Origin of the sequence: Marinobacter sp. C2H3, from assembly GCF_037080155.1 — a bacterium.
Taxonomy (GTDB): domain Bacteria; phylum Pseudomonadota; class Gammaproteobacteria; order Pseudomonadales; family Oleiphilaceae; genus Marinobacter.
Genome location: NZ_JBBBNZ010000001.1, coordinates 958,231 through 978,357, shown reverse-complemented (window position 1 = coordinate 978,357; position 20,127 = coordinate 958,231). Strand labels below are relative to the sequence as shown.

Below are 20,127 nucleotides of genomic sequence, written 5' to 3'. Positions count from 1 at the left end.
GAATCCCGCCCGTCCAGAACGCCCTATCACACGCTACGGAGACGCCACCCATGGCCATCAGACACCTGCGCACCGCCTTCGCCAGCCAGTACCAGCCGGGCCAACCCGCCCGCCTCGTGGCCGGGGAACCTCTGCAGGAACCCGGCGGCGACTACGAAGGGCTGCACAAACAGATGAAGCGGCTGTTCAACAGCAAGCCGGGCAAGAAATACGGCCGCTTCTCCGAGGACCTTGGCGAGTGCCCGTTCAGCGCCTGGCTGAAGGATTACCTGGAAGAGAAGCAGACCTTCACCGCCCTCACCGACCGCGTGTTTGGCCAGTGGCAGGAACTGCTCAATACCAGCCAGGAAGAGTTTGATGGCCACCTGGTGGTGGTGCACGACGCCCTCGCCGACGCCGAGGTGGTCTACCTGTTCATCGCCGAGACCGACAGCGCCTTGCGCTTCGACGGCAGCCAGCGACTGGACACCACCGAGGTGCTGAGCCTGTCCCGCCTCAACCTGGCCCTGCGCATCGAACTGGACGACTGGCGCGGCGACTCCCCTGGCGCCAACTACCTCACCCTGCTCCACGGCCGCGGCACCGGCGATCCCGGTGACCTGTTCATTCGCCTGTGCGGGTTTACCAACAGCGTGGATGTGGAAAAGGAGACGGTGACGTTCCTGGACGCGGTGGAAGCCTTCGCCAAGAACAGCGCCCCGGAAAAGGCCGGTGAGGTGCGCAACCGGGCCTACGAATTCTGCAAGGATCAGCACGCCCTGGGCGAGCCGGTGGACATCAACGCCCTGTCCAGCTACCTGGATGAGAGCCAGCCGGAACGCTTCCGGGAGTTTGCCAGCCAGACCACCGAGCTGCCCGAGACGGGCGTGCTGCATCCGGACCACCGCAAGGTCAAGAAACTGGTCCGCATCGCCGGTTCCGGCGGCGGCATGAGCGTGTCGTTCTCCTCCGATCTGGTGAATCAGGCGGTCTATTACGACCGCGACAAGGACGCGCTGACCATTACCCGGCTGCCCAAGGCGTTGCGGGAGCAGTTGCAGCGGTATCTGGAGACTCGGGAGGAGTGATTGGTTGGCTGAACGGGTGATGGACCGCTCTGCCGTTTAGCTTGGCGGGCGGGTCCCGGGGTGGGGTTAAGGGGCAGGGCTCAGATGAGACTCATCTGACCCCGTTTCACCGGCAGACATCGGAGTCAGGGGTCAGATGAATCTCATCTGACCCCGTCTTCATGACCCCGTTTTCAACCTCACCGTCAGCCGGCCCCTGCCACCGGGGCCGGTTCGCCCGCAGCTCCCGAACCCCCTGCATCCAGCCTACGCCGTCCACCAGCTCGCCGGTCTCGGGATCAATCGGCGGGTACGGCAGGTTCCGGTCATCGCAGTAGCGCTTCACCGTGGGCTGGCACCAGCAGAACAGCAGCCGCTGGTATTCCTCGTCCGGCATACGCCGGTGGTCGAACATCCCGGCGAGCTTTCTCTGCCGCTGGGCTTCCGACAGGATAATCGAGCACGCCGACGACACGTTCAGCGACTCCACCATGCCCATCATCGGGATCACGATGTGCTCATCCGCCTGCGCCGCCGTCACCGGGTTCACGCCGTCGACCTCATTACCCATGATGATGGTACAGGGCACGGTGTAGTCCACATCCCGGAAATCCACTGCCCGATCAGACAGCTGAGCCGCATAGAGTTTGTGGCCCTGCGCCTTAAGCGCCGACACGGCCTCATCCATGGTCGGATGGGTGTGGGTCGTCACCCAGTGAAAACTGCCGCCCGCCGTCTTTCGGAACGCGCGGAACCCTTCCCGGGGCCAGACCACGTGCATGTCGGACACCCCAAACGCATCGCAGGAGCGGATAATGGCTGACAGGTTGCGGGGCTTATGGACCTGATCGGTGAGCACCCGGAGATCGGGTTGGCGGGTGTCGAGAACCTGCTTGATGCGGGCAAGGCGTTCGGGAGTCATATTTGTAAAACCTAGGCCAACGAAGCGTTCGGGAAGGGCTGTGGCGGTGGCTTTCCAAAACCTTGCGGAGCCATGGATGGCGGAGCAGAGCGTACATGGAAGTAATCACAGCGTGTTCTGGAAAGCCACCGCCACAGCCCTTCATGCACCAAATTTGCGAAGGCGCGAATAATAACACACAGCCGTCCCGGGATTACCGAGACAACGGTGGTTGAACTTTAGACACGCCGTTATAATACGCAGTCCATTTTTCAGCGCCCGACGTACTGCTCCCGCACCCCGGCGCCAAACCCCAGAGTTCGTGAGACCCATGGCCAAGAAGCTGTACATCAAAACCCACGGCTGCCAGATGAACGAGTACGATTCCGCCCGCATGGCCGATCTGCTCAAGACCGGCGACGCCGTCGAAATGACCGACAGCCCGGAAGACGCCGACATTCTGCTGCTGAACACCTGTTCCATCCGGGAAAAAGCCCAGGAAAAAGTGTTCCACCAGCTCGGCCGCTGGAAAGGTCTCAAAAGCAAAAAGCCCGAACTGATCATCGGCGTGGGCGGCTGCGTCGCCAGCCAGGAAGGCCAGGCGATTATCGACCGGGCGCCCTACGTGGACATGGTGTTTGGCCCGCAAACCCTGCACCGCCTGCCGGACATGATCACCGAAGTCCGCGCCAAGGGGAACGGCGTGGGCGTGGTGGACGTCAGCTTCCCGGAAATCGAGAAATTCGACAACCTGCCGGAGCCCGGCGCCAACGGCCCGTCCGCGTTTGTCTCCATCATGGAAGGCTGCAGCAAATACTGCACCTTCTGCGTGGTGCCCTATACCCGGGGCGAGGAAGTCAGCCGCCCGGTGGACGACGTGATCGCCGAAGTGGCGCACCTGGCAGACCAGGGCGTGCGGGAAGTGAACCTGCTGGGCCAGAACGTCAACGCCTACCGGGGCGAAACCCATGACGGCGACGTCATGGACCTGGCCGAGCTGATCGAACTGATCGCCACCATCGACGGCATCGACCGCATCCGCTACACCACCTCCCACCCGGTGGAGTTCAGCGACGCCCTGATCGACGTCTACGAACGGGTTCCGGAGCTGGTCAGCCACCTGCACCTGCCGGTCCAGAGCGGCTCCGACCGCATCCTGGCGGCGATGAAGCGGGGCCACACCGCGCTGGAGTACAAATCCAAGCTGCGCCGCCTGCGCAAGATCCGCCCGGACATCAGCTTTTCCTCCGACTTCATCATCGGCTTTCCCGGGGAAACCGAAAAGGATTTTGAAGACACCATGAAGCTGATCAACGACATCGGCTTCGACGTCTCCTTCAGCTTCGTCTACAGCGCCCGCCCCGGCACCCCGGCCGCGGACCTGCCGGACGACACTCCGATGGAGGTCAAGAAGCAGCGCCTGGCGATCCTCCAGCAGCGCATCAACCAGCAGGCCATGGACATCAGCCGTAAGATGGTGGGCAGCACCCAGCGCATCCTGGTGACCGGCCTCTCCAAGAAAGACCCGGGCGAATATGCGGGCCGCACCGAAAACAACCGCATCGTCAACTTCCGCCATGAGAATCCCGAGGTGGTGGGGCACTTTATTGATGTGGAGATTGTGGAGGCGTATCCCAATTCCCTACGCGGTGTGCCGGTTGATTCGGCGTTGTTTTAAGCCTGGTTTCCTAAGCGTCTGGATTCGGCACTTGGAGATCGGGGGTCGAGATCGGGGGTCGAGATCAGGGGTCAGATGAAGGCTTTCATCTGACCCCAGGTTCTGACTCTGGTGCCGACCGGCGAAAACGGGGTCAGATGAAACTCATCTGACCCCTTGTTGACTCGGCTTATCCGACCTACTTGTTTTTCAGTATCCGGGCCTGCACATAACATGAAAAGGGGAACGTCCGCCCTTCCCTTGTCCGTTAGCCGAACATGAGAAAATCGCACTCCCGAACCCAAAAAAGGGAGTAAACCAAAACGGAGCAGTTTTGAACGCCAACGACTCAAGACAATTCGACCTGCACCCGGTAGACCAGAAGCGTCTGGCCACCCTGTGCGGGCAGTTTGATGAACACCTGAAAATGATCGAAAAGCGCCTCGAGGTCAAAGTGGGCCGGCGCGGGCATCATTTCCGGGTAGAGGGCGCTACCGAAAACGTCGCCGCCGCCACCGAAGTCATCCGGCACATGTACCGGGAAACCGACGCCACCGACGACATCCCGGCGGACACCGTGCACCTGTTCATCCGCGAGACCGGGCTGGAGCGCCTGCCGGACGACGTGCCCTTTGACGAGGGCCACGTGACCGTCATCAAAACCCCGAAGCTCACCGCCAAGCCCCGGGGTCGGAACCAGCAGAAGTACGTCCACAGCATCCGCACCCACGACATCAATTTCGGCATCGGGCCGGCCGGCACCGGCAAGACCTGGCTGGCGGTGGCCTGCGCGGTGGAAGCCCTCAAGGACGAACAGGTCAAACGCATCCTGCTGGTGCGGCCGGCGGTGGAAGCGGGCGAAAAGCTCGGCTTCCTCCCCGGCGACCTGGCCCAGAAAGTGGACCCCTACCTGCGGCCTCTGTACGACGCGCTCTATGAGATGCTCGGGTTTGACCAGGTCACCCGGCTGATCGAAAAAAGCGTGATTGAGATTGCACCGCTGGCGTTCATGCGCGGTCGCACCCTCAACAACTCGTTTATTATTCTCGACGAAAGCCAGAACACCACCCGGGAACAGATGAAAATGTTCCTCACCCGGATCGGCTTCGGCTCAACCGCCGTCATCACCGGCGACACCACCCAGGTGGACCTGCCCCGGGGACAGAACTCCGGTCTGATCCACGCTGCCGGCGTTCTCAGCAAGGTGCCCGGCATTGGCTTCACCCGGTTCGATGCTCGGGATGTGGTGCGCCACCCCCTGGTACAGCGCATTGTTGAAGCCTACGATGCCCTTGACGACGGCAGTGGCAACCGGCCATGAGCGAGCTGATCGTCGATCTGCAGAACGTTTATGAAGGCGACGGCGTACCAACGGCTGCCCTGTTCGAACGCTGGGCCGGCGCGGCCTGGCTGGGAGACTCGCCGTCCGAGGTCACCATCCGCATCGTCGGCGCCCTGGAAAGCCAGACCCTGAACCACGAGTACCGGGGCAAGGACAAACCCACCAACGTACTGTCCTTCCCATTTGAAGCACCAGCGGGTATAACGGTGCCATTGGCGGGAGATCTCGTCATTTGCGCGCCCGTTGTTGCCCATGAGGCCGAACAACAGCGAAAGACACCAGAAGCCCATTGGGCGCATATGGTCGTACATGGCATGTTGCACCTCCAAGGGTACGACCATGTGGACGACGACGATGCCGAGGTCATGGAAAACCTCGAGATCCGGCTGATGCATCAGCTGGGCTACCCCAATCCCTATGAGACAGAGGAAACGGAACCAGACTCATGAGCGACGATCCGTCGAGTCGCAGCCAGGGCGGCAAGTCCTGGCTGGAACGTATATCCCAGGCCTTCTCCAGCGGGCCGGAGTCCGTTGAGGACGTGCTGGAAATCCTCCGGGACGCCGAGTCCCAGAACATCATCGATGTCGATGCCATGAGCATCATCGAAGGCGCCATGCAGGTCATCGACATGCGCGTCGACGAAATCATGATCCCCCGTTCCCAGATGATCACCGTCAAGGCGTCCCAGGACCCCCGGGAGTTTCTCGCCGAGATCATGGATTCCGCCCACAGCCGCTTCCCCGTGACCGGCGACAGCCAGGACGACGTCATCGGCATTTTGCTGGCCAAGGACCTCCTGCCCCTGGCCCTGAACAACGACCTGAACTGGACCCGCATTCGCGAAGTCTTGCGGCCGCCAACCTTCGTGCCCGAGAGCAAGCGCTTGAACCAGCTGCTCAAGGAATTCAAGGAGAACCGCAACCACATGGCCATCGTGGTGGACGAGTACGGCGGTACCGCCGGCCTGGTCACCATTGAAGACGTACTGGAGCAGATTGTTGGCGAAATCGAAGACGAGCACGACGTCGACGAAGAGACCAACATCAAGGCCCGGGGCGACGGCATCTATGCGGTCAAGGCGGTCACGCCGGTGGAAGACTTCAACGAGTTTTTCCGCACCGAACTCGACGAGGAAGAGTTCGACACCATCGGCGGCGTGGTGCTCAAAGAGTTCGGACACCTGCCCAGACGGGGCGAAACGGTTGCGTTTGGCGGCCTGAGCTTTACCATTGCCAACGCCGATAACCGCGTGATCCGTCTGTTGCAGGTAACCCGAAGTGACGCCTGAGGTCTCCGCCCCCGAATCCGCCCTGAATCGAAACCCCTGGCTGGCCGCGCTGGCGCTGCTGTGCGCCGGCGCCGCCCAGACTCTCACCTTCGCGCCGTTCAACCAATGGTGGCTCGGCCCGGTGTCGATCCTGGTGATTCTGCTGGTCACCGTGCCCATGGATTCCGCGCGGCTGTTTCGCGCCGGCTGGCTGACCGGTCTGGGCCTGTTTGCCAGCGGCGCGAGCTGGGTGTACATCAGCATCAGCCAGTACGGCAACACCTCTGTGCCGGTGGCCATTCTGCTGACGGTCCTGTTCGTGGCGGGCCTGGCCCTGTTTCACGGCCTCACGTTCTGGTTCTGGGGCCGGCTGGCCCGCACCAGCCGGATTCGCCGGCTGATCCTGTTTCCCGCGGCCTGGGTGCTCGGAGATTGGCTGCGCAGCTGGCTGCTCACGGGCTTCCCGTGGCTCTACCTCGGCACGGCGCACACCGACGGCCCCCTGGCCGGGCTGGCGCCGGTGACCGGGGTGCACGGCATCACCCTTTGGATTACCGCCACCGGCGCTGCCGCCTACGCCGTGCTCTGGCTGGCGTTGCAGAAACGCCCCCACCCCGCCCTGCTGGTGGCCGTACTAGCCCTGGCACCCTGGCTGGCGGCACCGACCCTGAATCGCGTCGCCTGGACCACCCTCAGCGACAAGCCGGTGTCCTTTGCCGCCATGCAGGGCAACATTCCGCAGCTGATCAAATGGGACCCGGAATTCCTCAAGCACCAGATTGTCACTTACCTGACCATGACGGCCGACCACTGGGACAAAGACCTGATCCTGTGGCCGGAAACCGCTATCCCCCTGCCCCAGGACGAAGCCGGTCCGATCATTGAGGAAATCCGCCAGCAGTTGGGCGAACACAGCACGCTGATCACCGGCATTCCCTGGTATGGCTACAGCGAGGAAAAAGACGGTTTCACCTACCGCAACAGCATCATGGCCATCGGCAACGGCGATGGCATGTATTACAAGCAGAAGCTGGTGCCTTTCGGTGAGTATGTCCCCATGGAGAGCGTGTTGCGGGGGCTGATCGGCTTCTTTGATCTGCCCATGAGCAGCTTCAGCCGGGGCCCGGCCTACCAGAAGCCCCTGGAAGCCAACGGCATCAAGGTGCGGCCCTTCATCTGCTACGAAGTGGCTTACCCGGATTTCGTGGCCGCTAACAGCCGGGGCGCCGGTTTGCTGGTCACCATCAGCAACGACGGCTGGTTCGGGGATTCCATCGGGCCTCTGCAGCACCTGCAGATTGCCCGGATGAGCGCCCTGGAAACCGGCCGCTACATGATTCGCGGCACCAACAACGGCGTGACCGCCGTCATTGACGAGAAGGGCCGAATCACCGGCCGGGTGCCCCATTTCGAGAAAGCCACCCTGACCGGGGAGATACGCACGGCCACCGGCAACACGCCGTTCATGGAAACCGGCTCCTGGCCGGTGTTGATCCTGGCGGCCATCCTGGTGGTGTTTGTGCGGGAGCGGCGGATTCCACCCCTGCGGGCCGATTAGCCCCCGGCCTGGCCCTCCCCCTGCTCCGCCGACGGCCGGGGCCAGCGCCCGGTGACCCGCTCGTAGTAGTGGGAACCGCAGGCCTCGCAGGGCGTCAGGTGGCTGGTGGCGGTCAGGCACAGCATGTGGCTGCAGTTCAGGCAGCGAAACATGCCGGCGGTGGCCACCTCGCCCGAGATGTAGTGCACCGGGTCGTCGTTCTCCAGCTTCTGCCGAAGCTCCAGGTTATCGATCAGGGTCCGGTCCGCCACCGAGAGCAGGCTGTCGGCCAACTGGTGCTCCAGCAGAGAAAGATCCAGCTGCAGCCACTCGCTGAGGCCCTCGCCGGTTTCGTCGACAAAGTTCAGCAGGTGCTCCAGGTCCCGTTTCAGATAGGCCCCCAGCAGATCGGCCTCCTCCCGGGTCAACGCCTCCAGCTCATACTCCAGCTCTACCACTCGAGCGATCTCCCGGTCCAGGCTCTGGACGGTGACCTCACCGAGTTCCTCAAGCCGGGCCTGCACCCGGGCCAGCATCCGGTCGTAAGCTTCCAGGGCCTTTCCGGACAGGTGTTGGCGTTCTGTTTGGGTCATCGCGATTCTCCCATTGCCGTGGCGTTGCCGCTGAGACCGTCCCCGAAGGGACCTAATGACAGTCTGGCACAGCGGCAGGGATTTGGCAGACTACCTGTTGCGTGCCGGGTGCGTTAGAATGTTCGGCCCTTTTTAGCAATCAGCATTCACGCAGTCGTGACGCCGGGCGCCGGTTACCGGGCGACGTCACGAGGCACAGCGCCCCGGGGCCGAAGCAGCGAGACCGGGCGCCCTTCGAACACTTTCCGACACAGGGTTACTTGGGTAATGGCAGGAATGGACGAGCAATACACGCCCCGCGACGTAGAACAGACCGCCCGCGACTTCTGGGAAGCCAATGAGACGTTCAAGGTCCGCGAGGAGCCAGGCAAACCCAAGTACTACTGCCTGTCGATGTTCCCCTACCCCAGCGGCAAGCTGCACATGGGCCACGTGCGCAACTACACCATCGGCGACGTGATCTCCCGCTACCAGCGTATGCAGGGCAAGAATGTGATGCAGCCGATGGGCTGGGACGCCTTCGGCCTGCCCGCCGAAAACGCCGCCATTGCCAACAAGACCGCGCCGGCCACCTGGACTCGGGCCAACATCGACTACATGAAGAAGCAACTCAAGCAGCTGGGCTTCGGCTATGACTGGAGCCGAGAGCTGGCCACCTGCGACCCGGACTACTATCGCTGGGAGCAGTGGTTCTTCGCCCGCCTGTACGAGAAAGGCTTGGTCTACAAGAAAATGGCCACGGTGAACTGGGACCCGGTGGACCAGACCGTGCTCGCCAACGAGCAGGTGGTAGACGGCCGGGGCTGGCGTTCCGGCGCCATCGTCGAACAGAAGAAGATTCCCCAGTGGTTTATCCGCATCACCGATTACGCCGAGGAGCTGCTGAACGACCTGGACACGCTGGAGGACTGGCCGGAACAGGTCAAGACCATGCAGCGCAACTGGATCGGCAAGTCCGTGGGCACCGAGCTGACCTTCCCGCTCAAGGGCCGCGATGAGGGCCTGACCGTCTACACCACCCGTCCGGACACCCTGATGGGCGTCAGCTACATGGCCGTCGCCGCCGAGCACCCGCTGGCGAAAGCCGCGGCCGAACGCCACCCGGACGTGGCGGAATTCGTGGAGGAGTGCCGCAACGGCAAGGTGGCCGAGGCGGACATGGCCACCATGGAAAAGAAAGGCATCGACACCGGCTTCAAGGCGATCCACCCGCTGACCCAGGAAGAGATTCCGGTCTGGATCGCCAACTTTGTGCTGACGGACTATGGCACCGGCGCGCTCATGGCGGTGCCCGCGCACGACGAGCGGGATCACGAGTTCGCCCTCAAATACCGACTGGCCATCAAGCAGGTCATTGCCCCGAACGACAGCCGGGAAATCGACGTTCAGGAGCAGGCGTTTACCGAAAAAGGCGTGCTGGTGTCCTCCGGCAAGTACAGTGGCATGACCAGCGAGGAAGCGTTCGAGGCCATCGCCGATTTCCTGGAACACGAGGGCATCGGCAAGCGCACGGTGAACTATCGTCTGCGGGACTGGGGCGTGTCCCGCCAGCGTTACTGGGGTGCCCCCATCCCCATGATGACCCTGGACGACGGCACTGAGCGTCCGGTGCCGGACGACCAGTTGCCGGTACGCCTGCCCGAGGACGTGGAGATGGACGGCGTGCAGTCGCCCATCAAGGCCGACCCGGAGTGGTGCAAAACCAGCCTTAACGGCCAGGCCGCGACCCTGGAAACCGACACCTTCGACACGTTCATGGAGTCGTCCTGGTACTACGCCCGCTTCTGCAGCCCGAACTACGACAAGGGCATGCTGGACCCGGCCGCCGCCAACTACTGGCTGCCGGTGGACCAGTACATCGGCGGCATCGAGCACGCCATCCTGCACCTGCTGTACGCCCGTTTCTTCCACAAGTTGCTGCGGGACGTGGGCCTGGTGACCAGCTCCGAGCCATTCAACCGCCTGCTGTGCCAGGGCATGGTGCTGGCGGAAACCTACTACCGGAACGACGCCAACGGTGGCAAGACCTGGTTCAACCCGGCGGACGTTACCGTTGAGAAAGACAGCAAGGGCCAACCGGTCCAGGCCATCCTGAAGTCTGACGGTCAGCCGGTGGAAATCGGCGGCGTCACCAAGATGTCCAAATCCAAGAACAACGGCATTGATCCCCAGGCGATCATCGACCAGCACGGTGCCGACACGGTGCGCCTGTTCATGATGTTCGCGGCGCCGCCTGAGCAGTCCCTGGAGTGGTCCGACAGCGGCGTGGAAGGCGCCCATCGCTTCCTGAAGCGCCTGTGGCGGCTGGTGCACGAGCATGCGGCGGCGGGCCCGGCGCCCACTCTGGACGTGGCCGCCCTGGACGATGCCCAGAAAGACCTGCGCCGCAAGACCCACGAGACCATTGCCAAGGTCAGCGACGACATCAGCCGCCGCCTGACCTTCAATACCGCCATCGCCGCGGTCATGGAACTGCTCAATGAAGTGAGCCGACTGGAAGGCGACGCGCCCCAGAGCAGAGCCGTCCGTCAGGAAGCCCTGAACACGGCTGTGCTGGTGCTTTCTCCGATCGTGCCCCACGTCTGCCACGCACTCTGGCAGGTGCTTGGTCACGAGATTCCGGTGGTGGACGCGGAGTGGCCGGTGGCCGACGAGAAGGCGATGGTTCGCAGCCAGATCACCGTGGTGCTGCAGGTGAACGGCAAGGTTCGTGGCAAGGCCGACGTGCCGGTCGACATGGCCAAGGCCGATCTGGAAGCCCTCGCGCTGGCCAACGAGAACGTGCAGCGGTTTATCGACGACAAGACCGTGCGCAAGGTGATTGTGGTGCCGGGCAAACTGGTCAACGTGGTGGCGAACTGACATGGCCATCGTGTCCGCCCGCCGTCTGCTGACCGCCGTTGCCCTGCTAACCACGGCAGCGCTGGCCGGTTGCGGCTTCCAGCTGCGGGGCACCTCGCCGGTGCCCGCCGCCGTCCAGCCGCTGGCGGTCAACTGCGATTCCGTGCCCCAGACCCTGTGCCTGTCCCTGAAAGAACAGCTCGACCTGGGCGGCGTCAAAACCGCCGAGGGGGAAGACGCGGATTATATCCTGACCCTGAACGGTTTCCGCCAGGACCGACGCGCCTCGGCCATTACAGCGCGGGCGGCGGCGGCGGAGTATATCCTGACCCAGACGGTGGCGGTCTCGCTCAAGACCCGGGATGAGGTACCTCTGATTGCCGATACCACCCTATCGGTCAAGGAACGCTACCGCTACGACGAGAACAATGTGCTGGCCAAGCAGCGGGAGCAGCAGGATCTGGAGCAGAACCTGAACGACCTGCTGGCCCAGCAGGTCCTGTTCCGGCTGGCGCCGATGACCGCACAGCGTATCCAGTCCCTGCGGGACGAGTACGCCGCCAGCCAGGCAGACGCCAAGGCAGCCGGCGACGGCTCCGGCCAGACCTCGCCATGAAGCTCCAGCCGGCCCAGCTGACTCAGCAGCTCGGCAGCCGGTTGGCGCCGGTGTACCTGGTCTCCGGCGACGAGCCGCTGCTGGTGCAGGAATGCTGTGATCAGATCCGCCAGGCGGCCCGTAAAGCCGGCCATGAGGACCGGCTCACTTTTCACGCAGACCAGCACCTCGACTGGAACACCATCGCCGACGAATGCAACGCTCTGTCGTTGTTTGCCGAGAAGCGCCGCATTGAAATCCACCTGCCCACCGGCAAGCTGGGCAATGGCCGGGACGTGCTTGAGCGCATCCTGGCCTCGCCTGCCGATGACATTGTCCTGCTGCTGATCAGCGCGCGCCTGGATGCTGCCGAAACCCGCCGGAAATGGTACAAGCAGCTCCAGGAGCACGGCGTCCACGTGCCTGTCTGGCCCATTGATTTGGATAAGTTCCCCGGCTGGCTGCAGCAACGGGCCAGCCGCCAGGGCCTGACCCTGACCCGCGAAGCGCTTGCCCTGTTATCGGAGCGACTGGAAGGCAACCTGCTGGCCGCCAGTCAGGAATTGGATCGCCTGTCCCTGCTGGCGCCCTCGGGCACGGTGGATGAGGGGGTCATTGAGCAGGCGGTGCAAGACAGCGCCCGTTTCAACGGCTTCGAGCTGGTGCAGGCGCTGCTGGTTGGGGATGCCCGCCATGCCAACCGAATTCTGGGCGTGCTTCAGCAGGAAGGGGAAAACCCCCTTGGGCTGCTGACCGTCCTGTATCGGGATCTGGGCCTGCTGGCCGAGCTGAGGGCGTCCGGCCAGGGCGAGGCGCCCGGAGCCTTCCTGAAAAAGCGGGGCGTGTTCCAGCCCCAGCGGGCACGGGCTCTTGAGCGCGCGGCCCGTCGCCTGAAGCCAACCCAGGTACGCCAGGCCATGGCCCTGTGCAGCCAGGTGGATCGAGCCGCCAAAGGCTTTGATGATCACTCTCCCTGGCACCACCTGCGGGATCTGTCCGTTCTGCTGGCCGCCACCGCCTGACCTGCGTCAAAAACGCCGCATTACCCCGAACTTACCCATCATTCCCCCTCTTGACAGCGTTTTGTCACAGGGCGCATTGTACGATCATTGTGGGAATCCAAGGAGGAACAGGTATGACCCTGCAAGACGACATGAAAACGCTGTCCGAGAAGATCAAGCAGTACCGGGATGAGGCCCGTGTGCAGATGCACCTGGCCCGCGAGGACGTCAAGGACGAATGGGACGATCTTGAGAAAGACTGGGAGCAGTTCCGGAACAAGCTGAACCAGGTGCTCCACGACGCCGAAAGTGCCTCCAAGGAAGCCCGCCAGACCGCCCAGAAGCTGGGTGAAGATCTGAAAACCGGCTATCAACGGATTCGTGACAAGCTGAAATAACGGCTCAGGTCCGGCTAGCGCGCCGGATAACAGTACCGTTGCCGGACACAAAAAAGGCAGGCCCCTGAGGCCTGCCTGTTTGCGTTATGCGGCGATCAGAATTCGCCGGCGGCCAGGGCCATCAGGCTGCCACTGCCGCTGCGAATGCCTTCGGCCAGTGAGACCGTCTTGGGCAGCAGGCGCTCGTAGTAGAACCGGGCGGTCTTGAGTTTGCCGGTGTAGAAACCGGAGCTGTCCCCCTCCGCCTGTTTGGCGGCGGCGCCGGCGATGCGGGCCCACATGTACGCCAGAGCGGTGTAACCGAACAGGTCCAGATAGTCCACGGACGCCGCACCGACGGCGTCCGGGTTGTCCCCGGCCTGAGCCAGCACGTGCTCGGTCACATCGTCCAGGCGCTCCACAGCGGCCGCCAACGGCTCCAGGAACGGCTTGAGCGCGGCATTGTCCTGGTTGCTTTCCAGGAAGCTCGCGACATCATGGGCAAACAGTTCGTACAGCTTGCCCTGGCTGCCGACGACCTTACGACCCATCAGGTCCAGCGCCTGAATACCGTTGGTGCCTTCGTAGATCTGGGTAATCCGGCAATCCCGGACCAACTGCTCCTGGCCCCACTCCCGGATGAATCCGTGCCCGCCAAACACCTGCTGACCAAAAATGCAGGCTTCCAGGCCACGATCCGTAAGGAACGCCTTGGCGACGGGCGTCAGCAGCGCCACCATGCCCTCGGCGTGCCGGCGGCGATCGTCGTCTTCGGCAAACTTGGCAATGTCCAGCCACTGGGCCACGTAGGTGGAGAAGGCACGGCCGCCCTCCACATAGCTCTTCATGGTCAGCAGCATCCGGCGCACGTCCGGGTGCACGATGATCGGGTCGGCCGCTTTCTCCGGCTGCTGGGCACCGGTGGGCGCCCGGCTCTGGATACGGTCCAGGGCGTACTCACGGGCGCTCTGCAGCGACGCCTCGGCAGCGCCGATGCCCTGAATGCCCACGCCCAGGCGCTCGTAGTTCATCATGGTGAACATGGCCGCCAGGCCCTTGTTCTCCTCCCCCACCAGCCAGCCTTTGGCGCCGTCGAAGTTCATCACGCAGGTAGCAGAACCCTTGATGCCCATTTTCTTCTCGATGGAACCGCAGCTGAACGCGTTACGCTCGCCCAGGGAGCCGTCCTCATTGACCAGGAACTTGGGCACCAGGAACAGAGAAATGCCCTTCGGACCCTTGGGCGCGTCCGGCAGCTTGGCCAGCACCAGGTGGATGATGTTCTCCGCCATGTCGTGCTCGCCCCAGGTAATGAAGATCTTGGTGCCGGTCACGCTGAAGGAACCGTCGGCGTTAGGCTCGGCCTTGGTGCGGATAATGCCCAGGTCAGTGCCCGCGTGGGGCTCGGTCAGGTCCATGGCACCGGACCAGACGCCGGAGTACATGTTGGGCAAGTACTTCTCTTTCAGTTCCTGGCTGCCGTGAGCGTCCAGTGCCAGGCAGGCGCCGGCGGTGAGCATTGGCGCCAGGCCGAACGCCATGTTGGCGCCCTGCATCATTTCCTCGAACTGGGCCACCAGCGTCTTGGGCATGCCCATGCCGCCGAAGTCCGGGTTGCCACCCAGGCCGTTCCAGCCGCCTTCCACGATGGTCTGATAGGCTTCCTTGAATCCTTCCGGCGCGGTCACCTCACCGTCGTTCCAGTGTGAGCCTTCCTCATCGCCCTCGCGGTTCAGCGGCGCGAGAACGCCGCTGGCTATCTTGCCGGCCTCTTCCAGGATGGCGTCGGCGGTTTCCGGGTCCACATGCTCGGCCACCTTGGGCAGGGACGCCCAGAGGGACGGGGCGTCAAAGACCTCGTTCAGCACAAACCGGATGTCACGCAGGGGTGCCTGATAATCAGCCATGTCAGCTCTCCAAACTCGTTGTCAAATGTCGTTCGGTCGCTCGTGGGGCAAGGCCGCGACGGGCGCCCGGCCAGCCGGACCGCTGGCGGAATTGTGATTTTTAGGGTGCCAGTGTACCCCATCCGGGGCCACCCACTCATGAAAAAAGCCCGGCTCGGAACGAGCGCGGGCTTTGGATCACTTACCGTCCGATACGCGCCCCGGTGATCAGAGAGCGAACGCGTCTTCCGGCATGTCCAGCAGGGTGTCAGCGCCAGCCAGCATGGCCTCGGCGTGGCCTTTGGCCCGCGGCAGCATGCGGCTGAAGTAGAAGCGCGCGGTCTGCACCTTGGCGGTGTAGAACTTCTCTTCGGTGGTGCCTTCCACCAGCTTGTCCAGGGCAACCTTGGCCATGCGCGCCCACAGGTACGCGAACACGGCGTAACCGGAGTACATCAGGTAGTCCACGGAGGCGGCACCCACTTCCTCACGGTTCTTCATGGCGGCCATGCCGATCTTGGTGGTCAGCTCGCCCCACTCCTTGTTGATGGCGGCCAGCGGCTCGAGGAACGGCTTGAGCTGTTCGTTCTCAGCGTTTTCCTTGCAGAACACGTGCACCTGCTTGGTGAACACCCGCAGGGCCTCGCCCTGGGTCATCAGGATCTTGCGGCCCAGCAGGTCCAGCGCCTGGATGCCGGTGGTGCCTTCGTAGATCATGCCGATACGGGCGTCACGGACGTTCTGCTCCATGCCCCACTCCGCGATAAAGCCGTGGCCACCGAAGACCTGCATGCCCAGGTTGGCGGATTCGTAGCCAATCTCGGTCAGGAAGGCCTTGGCAATCGGCGTCAGGAAGCCCAGCAGCGCGTCGGCGTTCTGGCGGTCTTCGTCGGTCTTGCCGCTGTGGACGATGTCCACCTGCTGGCCGGCCAGGTAAATCAGCGCACGGGATGCTTCCGCGACGGCCTTCTGGGTCAGCAGCATGCGGCGCACGTCCGGGTGCACGATGATCGGGTCAGCGGCGGCGTCTGGGTTCTTGGGACCACTCAGGGAGCGCATGGCCAGGCGCTCTTTGGCGTAGGCCAGGGAACCCTGGAAGCCCAGTTCCGCGGCACCCAGACCCTGGATGGCAGTGCCGATCCGGGCGGTGTTCATGAAGGTGAACATGCAGTTAAGGCCCTTGTTCTCCGGCCCGATCAGCCAGCCCTTGGCGCCATCAAAGTTCATCACGCAGGTGGCGTTGCCGTGAATGCCCATCTTGTGCTCGATGGAGCCACAGGAGACGGCATTGCGCTCACCGGCGGAGCCGTCCTCGTTGGGCAGTTGCTTGGGCACGATGAACAGGGAAATACCTTTGGTGCCTTCCGGGGCGCCCGGCAGGCGCGCCAGCACGATGTGCACGATGTTCTCGGCCATGTCGTGCTCACCGGCAGAGATGAAGATCTTGGTGCCCGTGATGCTGTAGGTGCCGTCGGCGTTCGGCTCGGCTTTCGTGCGAAGGGTGCCCAGATCGGAGCCACAGTGCGGCTCGGTCAGGCACATGGTGCCGGTCCACTCACCGCTGATCAGTTTGGTCAGGTAGACCTGCTTCTGCTCTTCGGTGCCGTGTTCCTCAATGGTGTTGGTGGCGCCGTGGCTCAGGCCCGGGTACATGCCCCAGGACCAGTTGGCGGTGCCCACCATCTCGCTGACGACCAGACCGATGGAGTGCGGCAGGCCCTGGCCGCCGTAGTTGGGATCGGCGGTCATGGACGGCCAGCCGCCCTCTACGTACTGCTGGTAAGCCTCTTTGAAACCGGTCGGCGTGGTCACGCCGTTTTCACTCCAGGTACACCCTTCCCGGTCACCCACCTGATTGAGCGGTGACAGCACCTGCTCACAGAATTTCGCACCTTCCTGGATGATCGCGTCCACCATGTCCGGGGTGGCGTCTTCGGCACCCGCCAGGTTGGCGTAGTGCTGCTCGCTGTTGAGCAGTTCGTTCATGACAAACTTGATGTCACGCAGGGGGGCTTTGTATTCCGGCATGGAGTCTACCTCGGTTCACAGCTCCGGCCGGACGGCAGTGTCGGCACGGAACGGGGTTTACACAGCAACCGGCTCACCAACGGCGCTCCGGCATGAATTAAACACTTGTTTGAAACATACGTTTACGCCACCGGAATTGTCAATAGGCGGATGAAAATTTTGTGCATTGAACACCGCCGCCCGATTGCCTTACGACAGCGGGCATCCCTCAGGCGCTTACCGGCGGTGACGGACCCAAATCGGGGATGAACGAACTCGTGGGGGGGGGAATCGAGAAAGAATGCGCGCGGAAAAACGCCTGTCGCCGGTGCGAGGCGTCAGGCCCGCACGGTCAGGGTTGGGCCGTCCGCGCGATCCAGCGACAGCCGAGAGACGGAGCCGTACTCGCCACTGGCCTGTTCGGCCCTGGCCTTGAACAGGGCCTGGACGGCTTTTGCCGCGACGGCTCGATCCTGGCCCGAGGGCTGAGCCGGCGCCAGCGCCGCGGCGCGGATGGTCATCATTTTGTCGATGGTGGCCTGGGGGTCCCCGGGAACGGGAGAGACGTCCACCGGCACTTCACCACCAATGGCGTACTGATTGCCGTCCGGACCCTTCTGGTAGGTAAACGAGGCAGAACCCGCGTACAAGCCACCGACGGACTGATGCGCCGCCTCATGAGCCCGAACCTCCCGGTCCCGGGCCTTGAGCTGGGACAGCATCTTGAGGTCGGATTCCGCCAGCCGGCTGGATGGGCTTGCGCCCGGCGACGGATCTGGCGAAGACGATCCTGGCCGTGCGGGCGCAGTGGAACGGGAAAGGGTCGGAGCCTGGGGTGGCAGCGACGACAGAGATTGGGGTGCGTTCACGAGCCGGGGCTCAGGCCATGATGTCCAGCAGGCTGCCCAGGGTTTCGTCCGCGGTGCGGACCACTTGGGCGGAGGCTTCAACGCTGCGCTGGTACAGCTTCAGATCCACAATGGGCTCAATCAGTCCGCCCGACGGTTGCTCTGCGCTGCCCCGTGGACCGTCAATGCCGGCGCGGGCAATCTGGCGCGCCGCACCTTCCATGCCCGCCATGCCGTTCTGCACACCCTGAACACCGATACCTAGTGTATTGGAAATCATCGGCCTGTCTCTATCGATGGGATATTGACGCTAGTAAGCCATAGTTCTGGTCAATTTTCAAACAGAGGTTCGATATTCAGATACCGGGCCAGTTCCTCGGGCGCGGCCTCCTCCGCCCAGGGCAACACCCCCAGGCACGGCGCCCGCAGATGCGTGATCAGGTAGTTCAGCGTGTCCTGCTCGCACGCCATAACAGCACTGTCCGGACGATTGGCCACCCAGCCCGCCACCGTCAGGCCATCCGCACGGATGGCCTCGACGGTCAGCAGCGCATGGTTAATGCATCCCAGCCGCAGGGGCACCACCACGATCACCGGCAGCGACAGCGCCGCCGGCACCGCCGCGTAGGTCTCCCGGTCGTTCAGCGGCACCCGCCAGCCGCCGGCCCCCTCAATCAGCATCAGGTCCGCCGGACGAATTTGCAGGCCTCGAGCAAACCCCACCAGCCTTTCGGCGCTCAATGCCCGGCCCGCCTGCTGTGCGGCCACATGCGGCGCGATGGCGGGCGCCAGGGCAATCGGGTTGACCTGCTCATAAGACAGGGATTCGGTCATTGCCGCCTGCAGGGCAAGTGCGTCTTCATTGCGCAGGCCCTCCGGAGTATCGTCGCATCCGGACGCCACCGGCTTCATCGCGAGGGTGCGTTTGCCCATGTCACGGGCGCACTCAAGGATCGCCGCCGACACCAGCGTCTTGCCCACCCCGGTGTCGGTGCCGGTCACAAAGTAGGTTTTTCTGGCCATCAGCTCACACTCCGGATGGGCATCGAAAGGGTTGAGAGGGTTGACGGTGATGGCGGCGCCACAGAGGCCAGGGCGGCCAGCAACGTGTCTACGTCCGCCTCAGTGTGTGCGGCACTCAGGGTCACCCGGAGGCGGGCCTCGCCCACGGGGACAGTGGGCGGTCGAATGGCGGTAACCAGCAGCCCCTTCGCCTCTAGCGCCTGGCTCAGGGCGAGCGCCGCCTCATTGCCGCCCACCAGGATTGGCTGAATTGGGGTGTTCGAGGGCATCAGAGTGTACCCGAGGGCCTGGGCGCCCTCCCGAAACCGCGTCGTCAAAGCCCGCAGATGGATGCGCCGCTCATCCCCCTGCTCGATCACGTCCAGGCTGGCGGCCGTGGCCCGTGCCAGCGCCGGCGGCATGGCGGTGGTGTAGATATAGGTCCGGGCCTTCTGCACCAGGTAATCCATCATCAGGGCGGAGCCGGCCACAAACGCGCCGCTGGTGCCCACCGCCTTGCCCAGGGTACCGACCAGAAGCGGCACGTCGTCCGTGGACAGCCCCTCGGCCAGCACGCTGCCGCGCCCCTGGGGCCCCAGCACGCCCAGCCCGTGGGCGTCGTCCACCATCAGCAGCGCATCGTACCGCCGGCACACCCGAGCCAGTTCTTTCAGCGGTGCCACATCCCCGTCCATGCTGAACACCCCGTCGGTCACCACAAGCTTGTGGCCCGGCGTTGCGGACAGCTTCGCCGCCAGCGTGGCGACATCGCCATGGGGATAGGTCTGAACGGTGGCCCGGCTCAGCAGGCAGCCATCGATAATGGACGCGTGATTGAGCCGGTCGGAAAAAACAGTGTCGCCCCGGCCGGCCAGGGCCGAGATCACCCCGAGATTGGCCATGTAGCCGGTTGAAAACAGCAGGGCCGACTCGCGCCGGGTGAACGCGGCGAGCCGTTCCTCCAAGTGATGGTGCGCGTCGTGATGGCCGCAGATCAGGTGCGACGCCGCACCGCCCAGCCCGGTCTCCGACAGCGCCGACACCAGCGCGTCCCGGGTGGCTGGGTGATTCGCCAGGCCGAGGTAGTCGTTGCTGCAGAACGACAGCCGCCGCTCGCCGTCCGCCGTTAAACGGGGCTGCTGGGGCCCGGAGACCTGCCGGCGGACACGGTACAGGCCCTCGGCCTTCCGGGCCTCAAGCTCAGTGGCAAAATCACGCACGGGC

18 protein-coding genes are annotated in these 20,127 nt (G+C 63.6%); 10 read left to right on the top strand and 8 right to left on the bottom strand.

Going from position 1 to position 20,127, the window contains the following annotated elements:
• Positions 1-50: 50 nt before the first annotated feature.
• Positions 51-1,067: a nucleoid-associated protein gene (locus V3388_RS04285; protein WP_336366282.1), complete on the top strand. Its 1,017-nt coding sequence runs from the start codon at positions 51-53 to the stop codon at positions 1,065-1,067.
• 106 nt (positions 1,068-1,173) lie between these two features.
• Here the strand turns inward: V3388_RS04285 and trmH are convergent, their stop codons facing one another.
• A complete protein-coding gene (gene trmH, locus V3388_RS04280; protein ID WP_336366281.1) occupies positions 1,174-1,968 on the bottom strand; it encodes a tRNA (guanosine(18)-2'-O)-methyltransferase TrmH in 795 nt (264 codons plus the stop codon).
• A gap of 310 nt (positions 1,969-2,278) precedes the next feature.
• Between trmH and miaB the strand changes: the two genes are divergently transcribed.
• The 5 genes from miaB to lnt all read left to right on the top strand — a co-directional run bounded on the left by miaB (position 2,279) and on the right by lnt (position 7,774).
• Positions 2,279-3,625 (top strand): tRNA (N6-isopentenyl adenosine(37)-C2)-methylthiotransferase MiaB, encoded by a 1,347-nt coding sequence (miaB, locus tag V3388_RS04275; protein WP_336366280.1) that lies wholly within the window; start codon positions 2,279-2,281, stop codon positions 3,623-3,625.
• Positions 3,626-3,938: 313 nt separating this feature from the next.
• Positions 3,939-4,925 carry a PhoH family protein gene (locus V3388_RS04270; protein WP_336366279.1) on the top strand — a complete coding sequence of 329 codons (987 nt, stop codon included), beginning with the start codon at positions 3,939-3,941 and terminating at the stop codon, positions 4,923-4,925.
• On the top strand, positions 4,922-5,395 hold the full coding sequence (ybeY, locus tag V3388_RS04265) for an rRNA maturation RNase YbeY (RefSeq protein WP_336366278.1): 474 nt from the start codon (positions 4,922-4,924) through the stop codon (positions 5,393-5,395). The genes V3388_RS04270 and ybeY overlap by 4 nt, the downstream gene beginning before the upstream one ends.
• Positions 5,392-6,237: an HlyC/CorC family transporter gene (locus V3388_RS04260; protein WP_336366277.1), complete on the top strand. Its 846-nt coding sequence runs from the start codon at positions 5,392-5,394 to the stop codon at positions 6,235-6,237. Before ybeY ends, V3388_RS04260 begins: the two co-directional genes overlap by 4 nt.
• Complete coding sequence (gene lnt, locus V3388_RS04255) at positions 6,227-7,774, top strand: apolipoprotein N-acyltransferase (RefSeq protein ID WP_336366276.1); 1,548 nt, start codon at positions 6,227-6,229, stop codon at positions 7,772-7,774. The genes V3388_RS04260 and lnt overlap by 11 nt, the downstream gene beginning before the upstream one ends.
• Here the strand turns inward: lnt and V3388_RS04250 are convergent.
• Entirely contained in the window at positions 7,771-8,346 is a 576-nt protein-coding gene (locus V3388_RS04250) for a zinc ribbon-containing protein (RefSeq protein WP_336366275.1), read from the bottom strand. The genes lnt and V3388_RS04250 overlap by 4 nt on opposite strands.
• A gap of 276 nt (positions 8,347-8,622) precedes the next feature.
• Here V3388_RS04250 and leuS point away from each other — a divergent pair, with 276 nt between their 5' ends.
• The 4 genes from leuS to V3388_RS04230 all read left to right on the top strand — a co-directional run bounded on the left by leuS (position 8,623) and on the right by V3388_RS04230 (position 13,181).
• The gene (gene leuS / locus V3388_RS04245; protein WP_336366274.1) at positions 8,623-11,208 is read left to right on the top strand and encodes a leucine--tRNA ligase; all 2,586 of its coding nucleotides are present in this window, start codon (positions 8,623-8,625) and stop codon (positions 11,206-11,208) included.
• Position 11,209: 1 nt separating this feature from the next.
• Positions 11,210-11,803, top strand: coding sequence for an LPS-assembly lipoprotein LptE (locus V3388_RS04240; RefSeq protein ID WP_336366273.1), 594 nt, complete (start codon positions 11,210-11,212; stop codon positions 11,801-11,803).
• Entirely contained in the window at positions 11,800-12,804 is a 1,005-nt protein-coding gene (holA, locus tag V3388_RS04235; RefSeq protein ID WP_336366272.1) for a DNA polymerase III subunit delta, read from the top strand. Before V3388_RS04240 ends, holA begins: the two co-directional genes overlap by 4 nt.
• A gap of 113 nt (positions 12,805-12,917) precedes the next feature.
• Complete coding sequence (locus V3388_RS04230) at positions 12,918-13,181, top strand: hypothetical protein (protein WP_336366271.1); 264 nt, start codon at positions 12,918-12,920, stop codon at positions 13,179-13,181.
• Positions 13,182-13,276: 95 nt separating this feature from the next.
• On the opposite strand, the gene V3388_RS04225 is transcribed toward V3388_RS04230, so the two are convergent.
• The 6 genes from V3388_RS04225 to bioF all read right to left on the bottom strand — a co-directional run bounded on the left by V3388_RS04225 (position 13,277) and on the right by bioF (position 20,123).
• The gene (locus tag V3388_RS04225) at positions 13,277-15,067 is read right to left on the bottom strand and encodes an acyl-CoA dehydrogenase C-terminal domain-containing protein (protein WP_336366270.1); all 1,791 of its coding nucleotides are present in this window, start codon (positions 15,065-15,067) and stop codon (positions 13,277-13,279) included.
• Between the two features lie 207 nt (positions 15,068-15,274).
• On the bottom strand, positions 15,275-17,074 hold the full coding sequence (locus V3388_RS04220) for an acyl-CoA dehydrogenase C-terminal domain-containing protein (RefSeq protein ID WP_336366269.1): 1,800 nt from the start codon (positions 17,072-17,074) through the stop codon (positions 15,275-15,277).
• A 317-nt stretch (positions 17,075-17,391) separates the two neighbouring features.
• Positions 17,392-17,775 (bottom strand): putative metalloprotease CJM1_0395 family protein, encoded by a 384-nt coding sequence (locus tag V3388_RS04215; RefSeq protein ID WP_336366268.1) that lies wholly within the window; start codon positions 17,773-17,775, stop codon positions 17,392-17,394.
• A 157-nt stretch (positions 17,776-17,932) separates the two neighbouring features.
• Positions 17,933-18,181, bottom strand: a complete 249-nt coding sequence (locus tag V3388_RS04210; protein ID WP_336366267.1) for a flagellar biosynthesis protein FlgE — start codon at positions 18,179-18,181, stop codon at positions 17,933-17,935.
• A gap of 50 nt (positions 18,182-18,231) precedes the next feature.
• Complete coding sequence (gene bioD, locus V3388_RS04205) at positions 18,232-18,924, bottom strand: dethiobiotin synthase (protein ID WP_336366266.1); 693 nt, start codon at positions 18,922-18,924, stop codon at positions 18,232-18,234.
• Complete coding sequence (bioF, locus tag V3388_RS04200; RefSeq protein ID WP_336366265.1) at positions 18,924-20,123, bottom strand: 8-amino-7-oxononanoate synthase; 1,200 nt, start codon at positions 20,121-20,123, stop codon at positions 18,924-18,926. The genes bioD and bioF overlap by 1 nt, the downstream gene beginning before the upstream one ends.
• Between the last annotated feature and the right edge of the window lie 4 nt (positions 20,124-20,127).

Bases quoted from the DNA above. Each gene is read 5' to 3' on its own strand.
- V3388_RS04285 (WP_336366282.1), top strand. From the start codon at position 51: ATGGCCATCAGACACCTGCGCACCGCCTTCGCCAGCCAGTACCAGCCG.
- holA (WP_336366272.1), top strand. From the start codon at position 11,800: ATGAAGCTCCAGCCGGCCCAGCTGACTCAGCAGCTCGGCAGCCGGTTG.
- V3388_RS04230 (WP_336366271.1), top strand. From the start codon at position 12,918: ATGACCCTGCAAGACGACATGAAAACGCTGTCCGAGAAGATCAAGCAG.
- V3388_RS04260 (WP_336366277.1), top strand. From the start codon at position 5,392: ATGAGCGACGATCCGTCGAGTCGCAGCCAGGGCGGCAAGTCCTGGCTG.
- V3388_RS04225 (WP_336366270.1), bottom strand. From the start codon at position 15,067: ATGGCTGATTATCAGGCACCCCTGCGTGACATCCGGTTTGTGCTGAAC.
- V3388_RS04210 (WP_336366267.1), bottom strand. From the start codon at position 18,181: ATGATTTCCAATACACTAGGTATCGGTGTTCAGGGTGTGCAGAACGGC.
- V3388_RS04215 (WP_336366268.1), bottom strand. From the start codon at position 17,775: ATGCTGTCCCAGCTCAAGGCCCGGGACCGGGAGGTTCGGGCTCATGAG.
- leuS (WP_336366274.1), top strand. From the start codon at position 8,623: ATGGACGAGCAATACACGCCCCGCGACGTAGAACAGACCGCCCGCGAC.
- V3388_RS04250 (WP_336366275.1), bottom strand. From the start codon at position 8,346: ATGACCCAAACAGAACGCCAACACCTGTCCGGAAAGGCCCTGGAAGCT.
- bioD (WP_336366266.1), bottom strand. From the start codon at position 18,924: ATGGCCAGAAAAACCTACTTTGTGACCGGCACCGACACCGGGGTGGGC.
- V3388_RS04220 (WP_336366269.1), bottom strand. From the start codon at position 17,074: ATGCCGGAATACAAAGCCCCCCTGCGTGACATCAAGTTTGTCATGAAC.
- ybeY (WP_336366278.1), top strand. From the start codon at position 4,922: ATGAGCGAGCTGATCGTCGATCTGCAGAACGTTTATGAAGGCGACGGC.
- miaB (WP_336366280.1), top strand. From the start codon at position 2,279: ATGGCCAAGAAGCTGTACATCAAAACCCACGGCTGCCAGATGAACGAG.
- trmH (WP_336366281.1), bottom strand. From the start codon at position 1,968: ATGACTCCCGAACGCCTTGCCCGCATCAAGCAGGTTCTCGACACCCGC.
- V3388_RS04240 (WP_336366273.1), top strand. From the start codon at position 11,210: ATGGCCATCGTGTCCGCCCGCCGTCTGCTGACCGCCGTTGCCCTGCTA.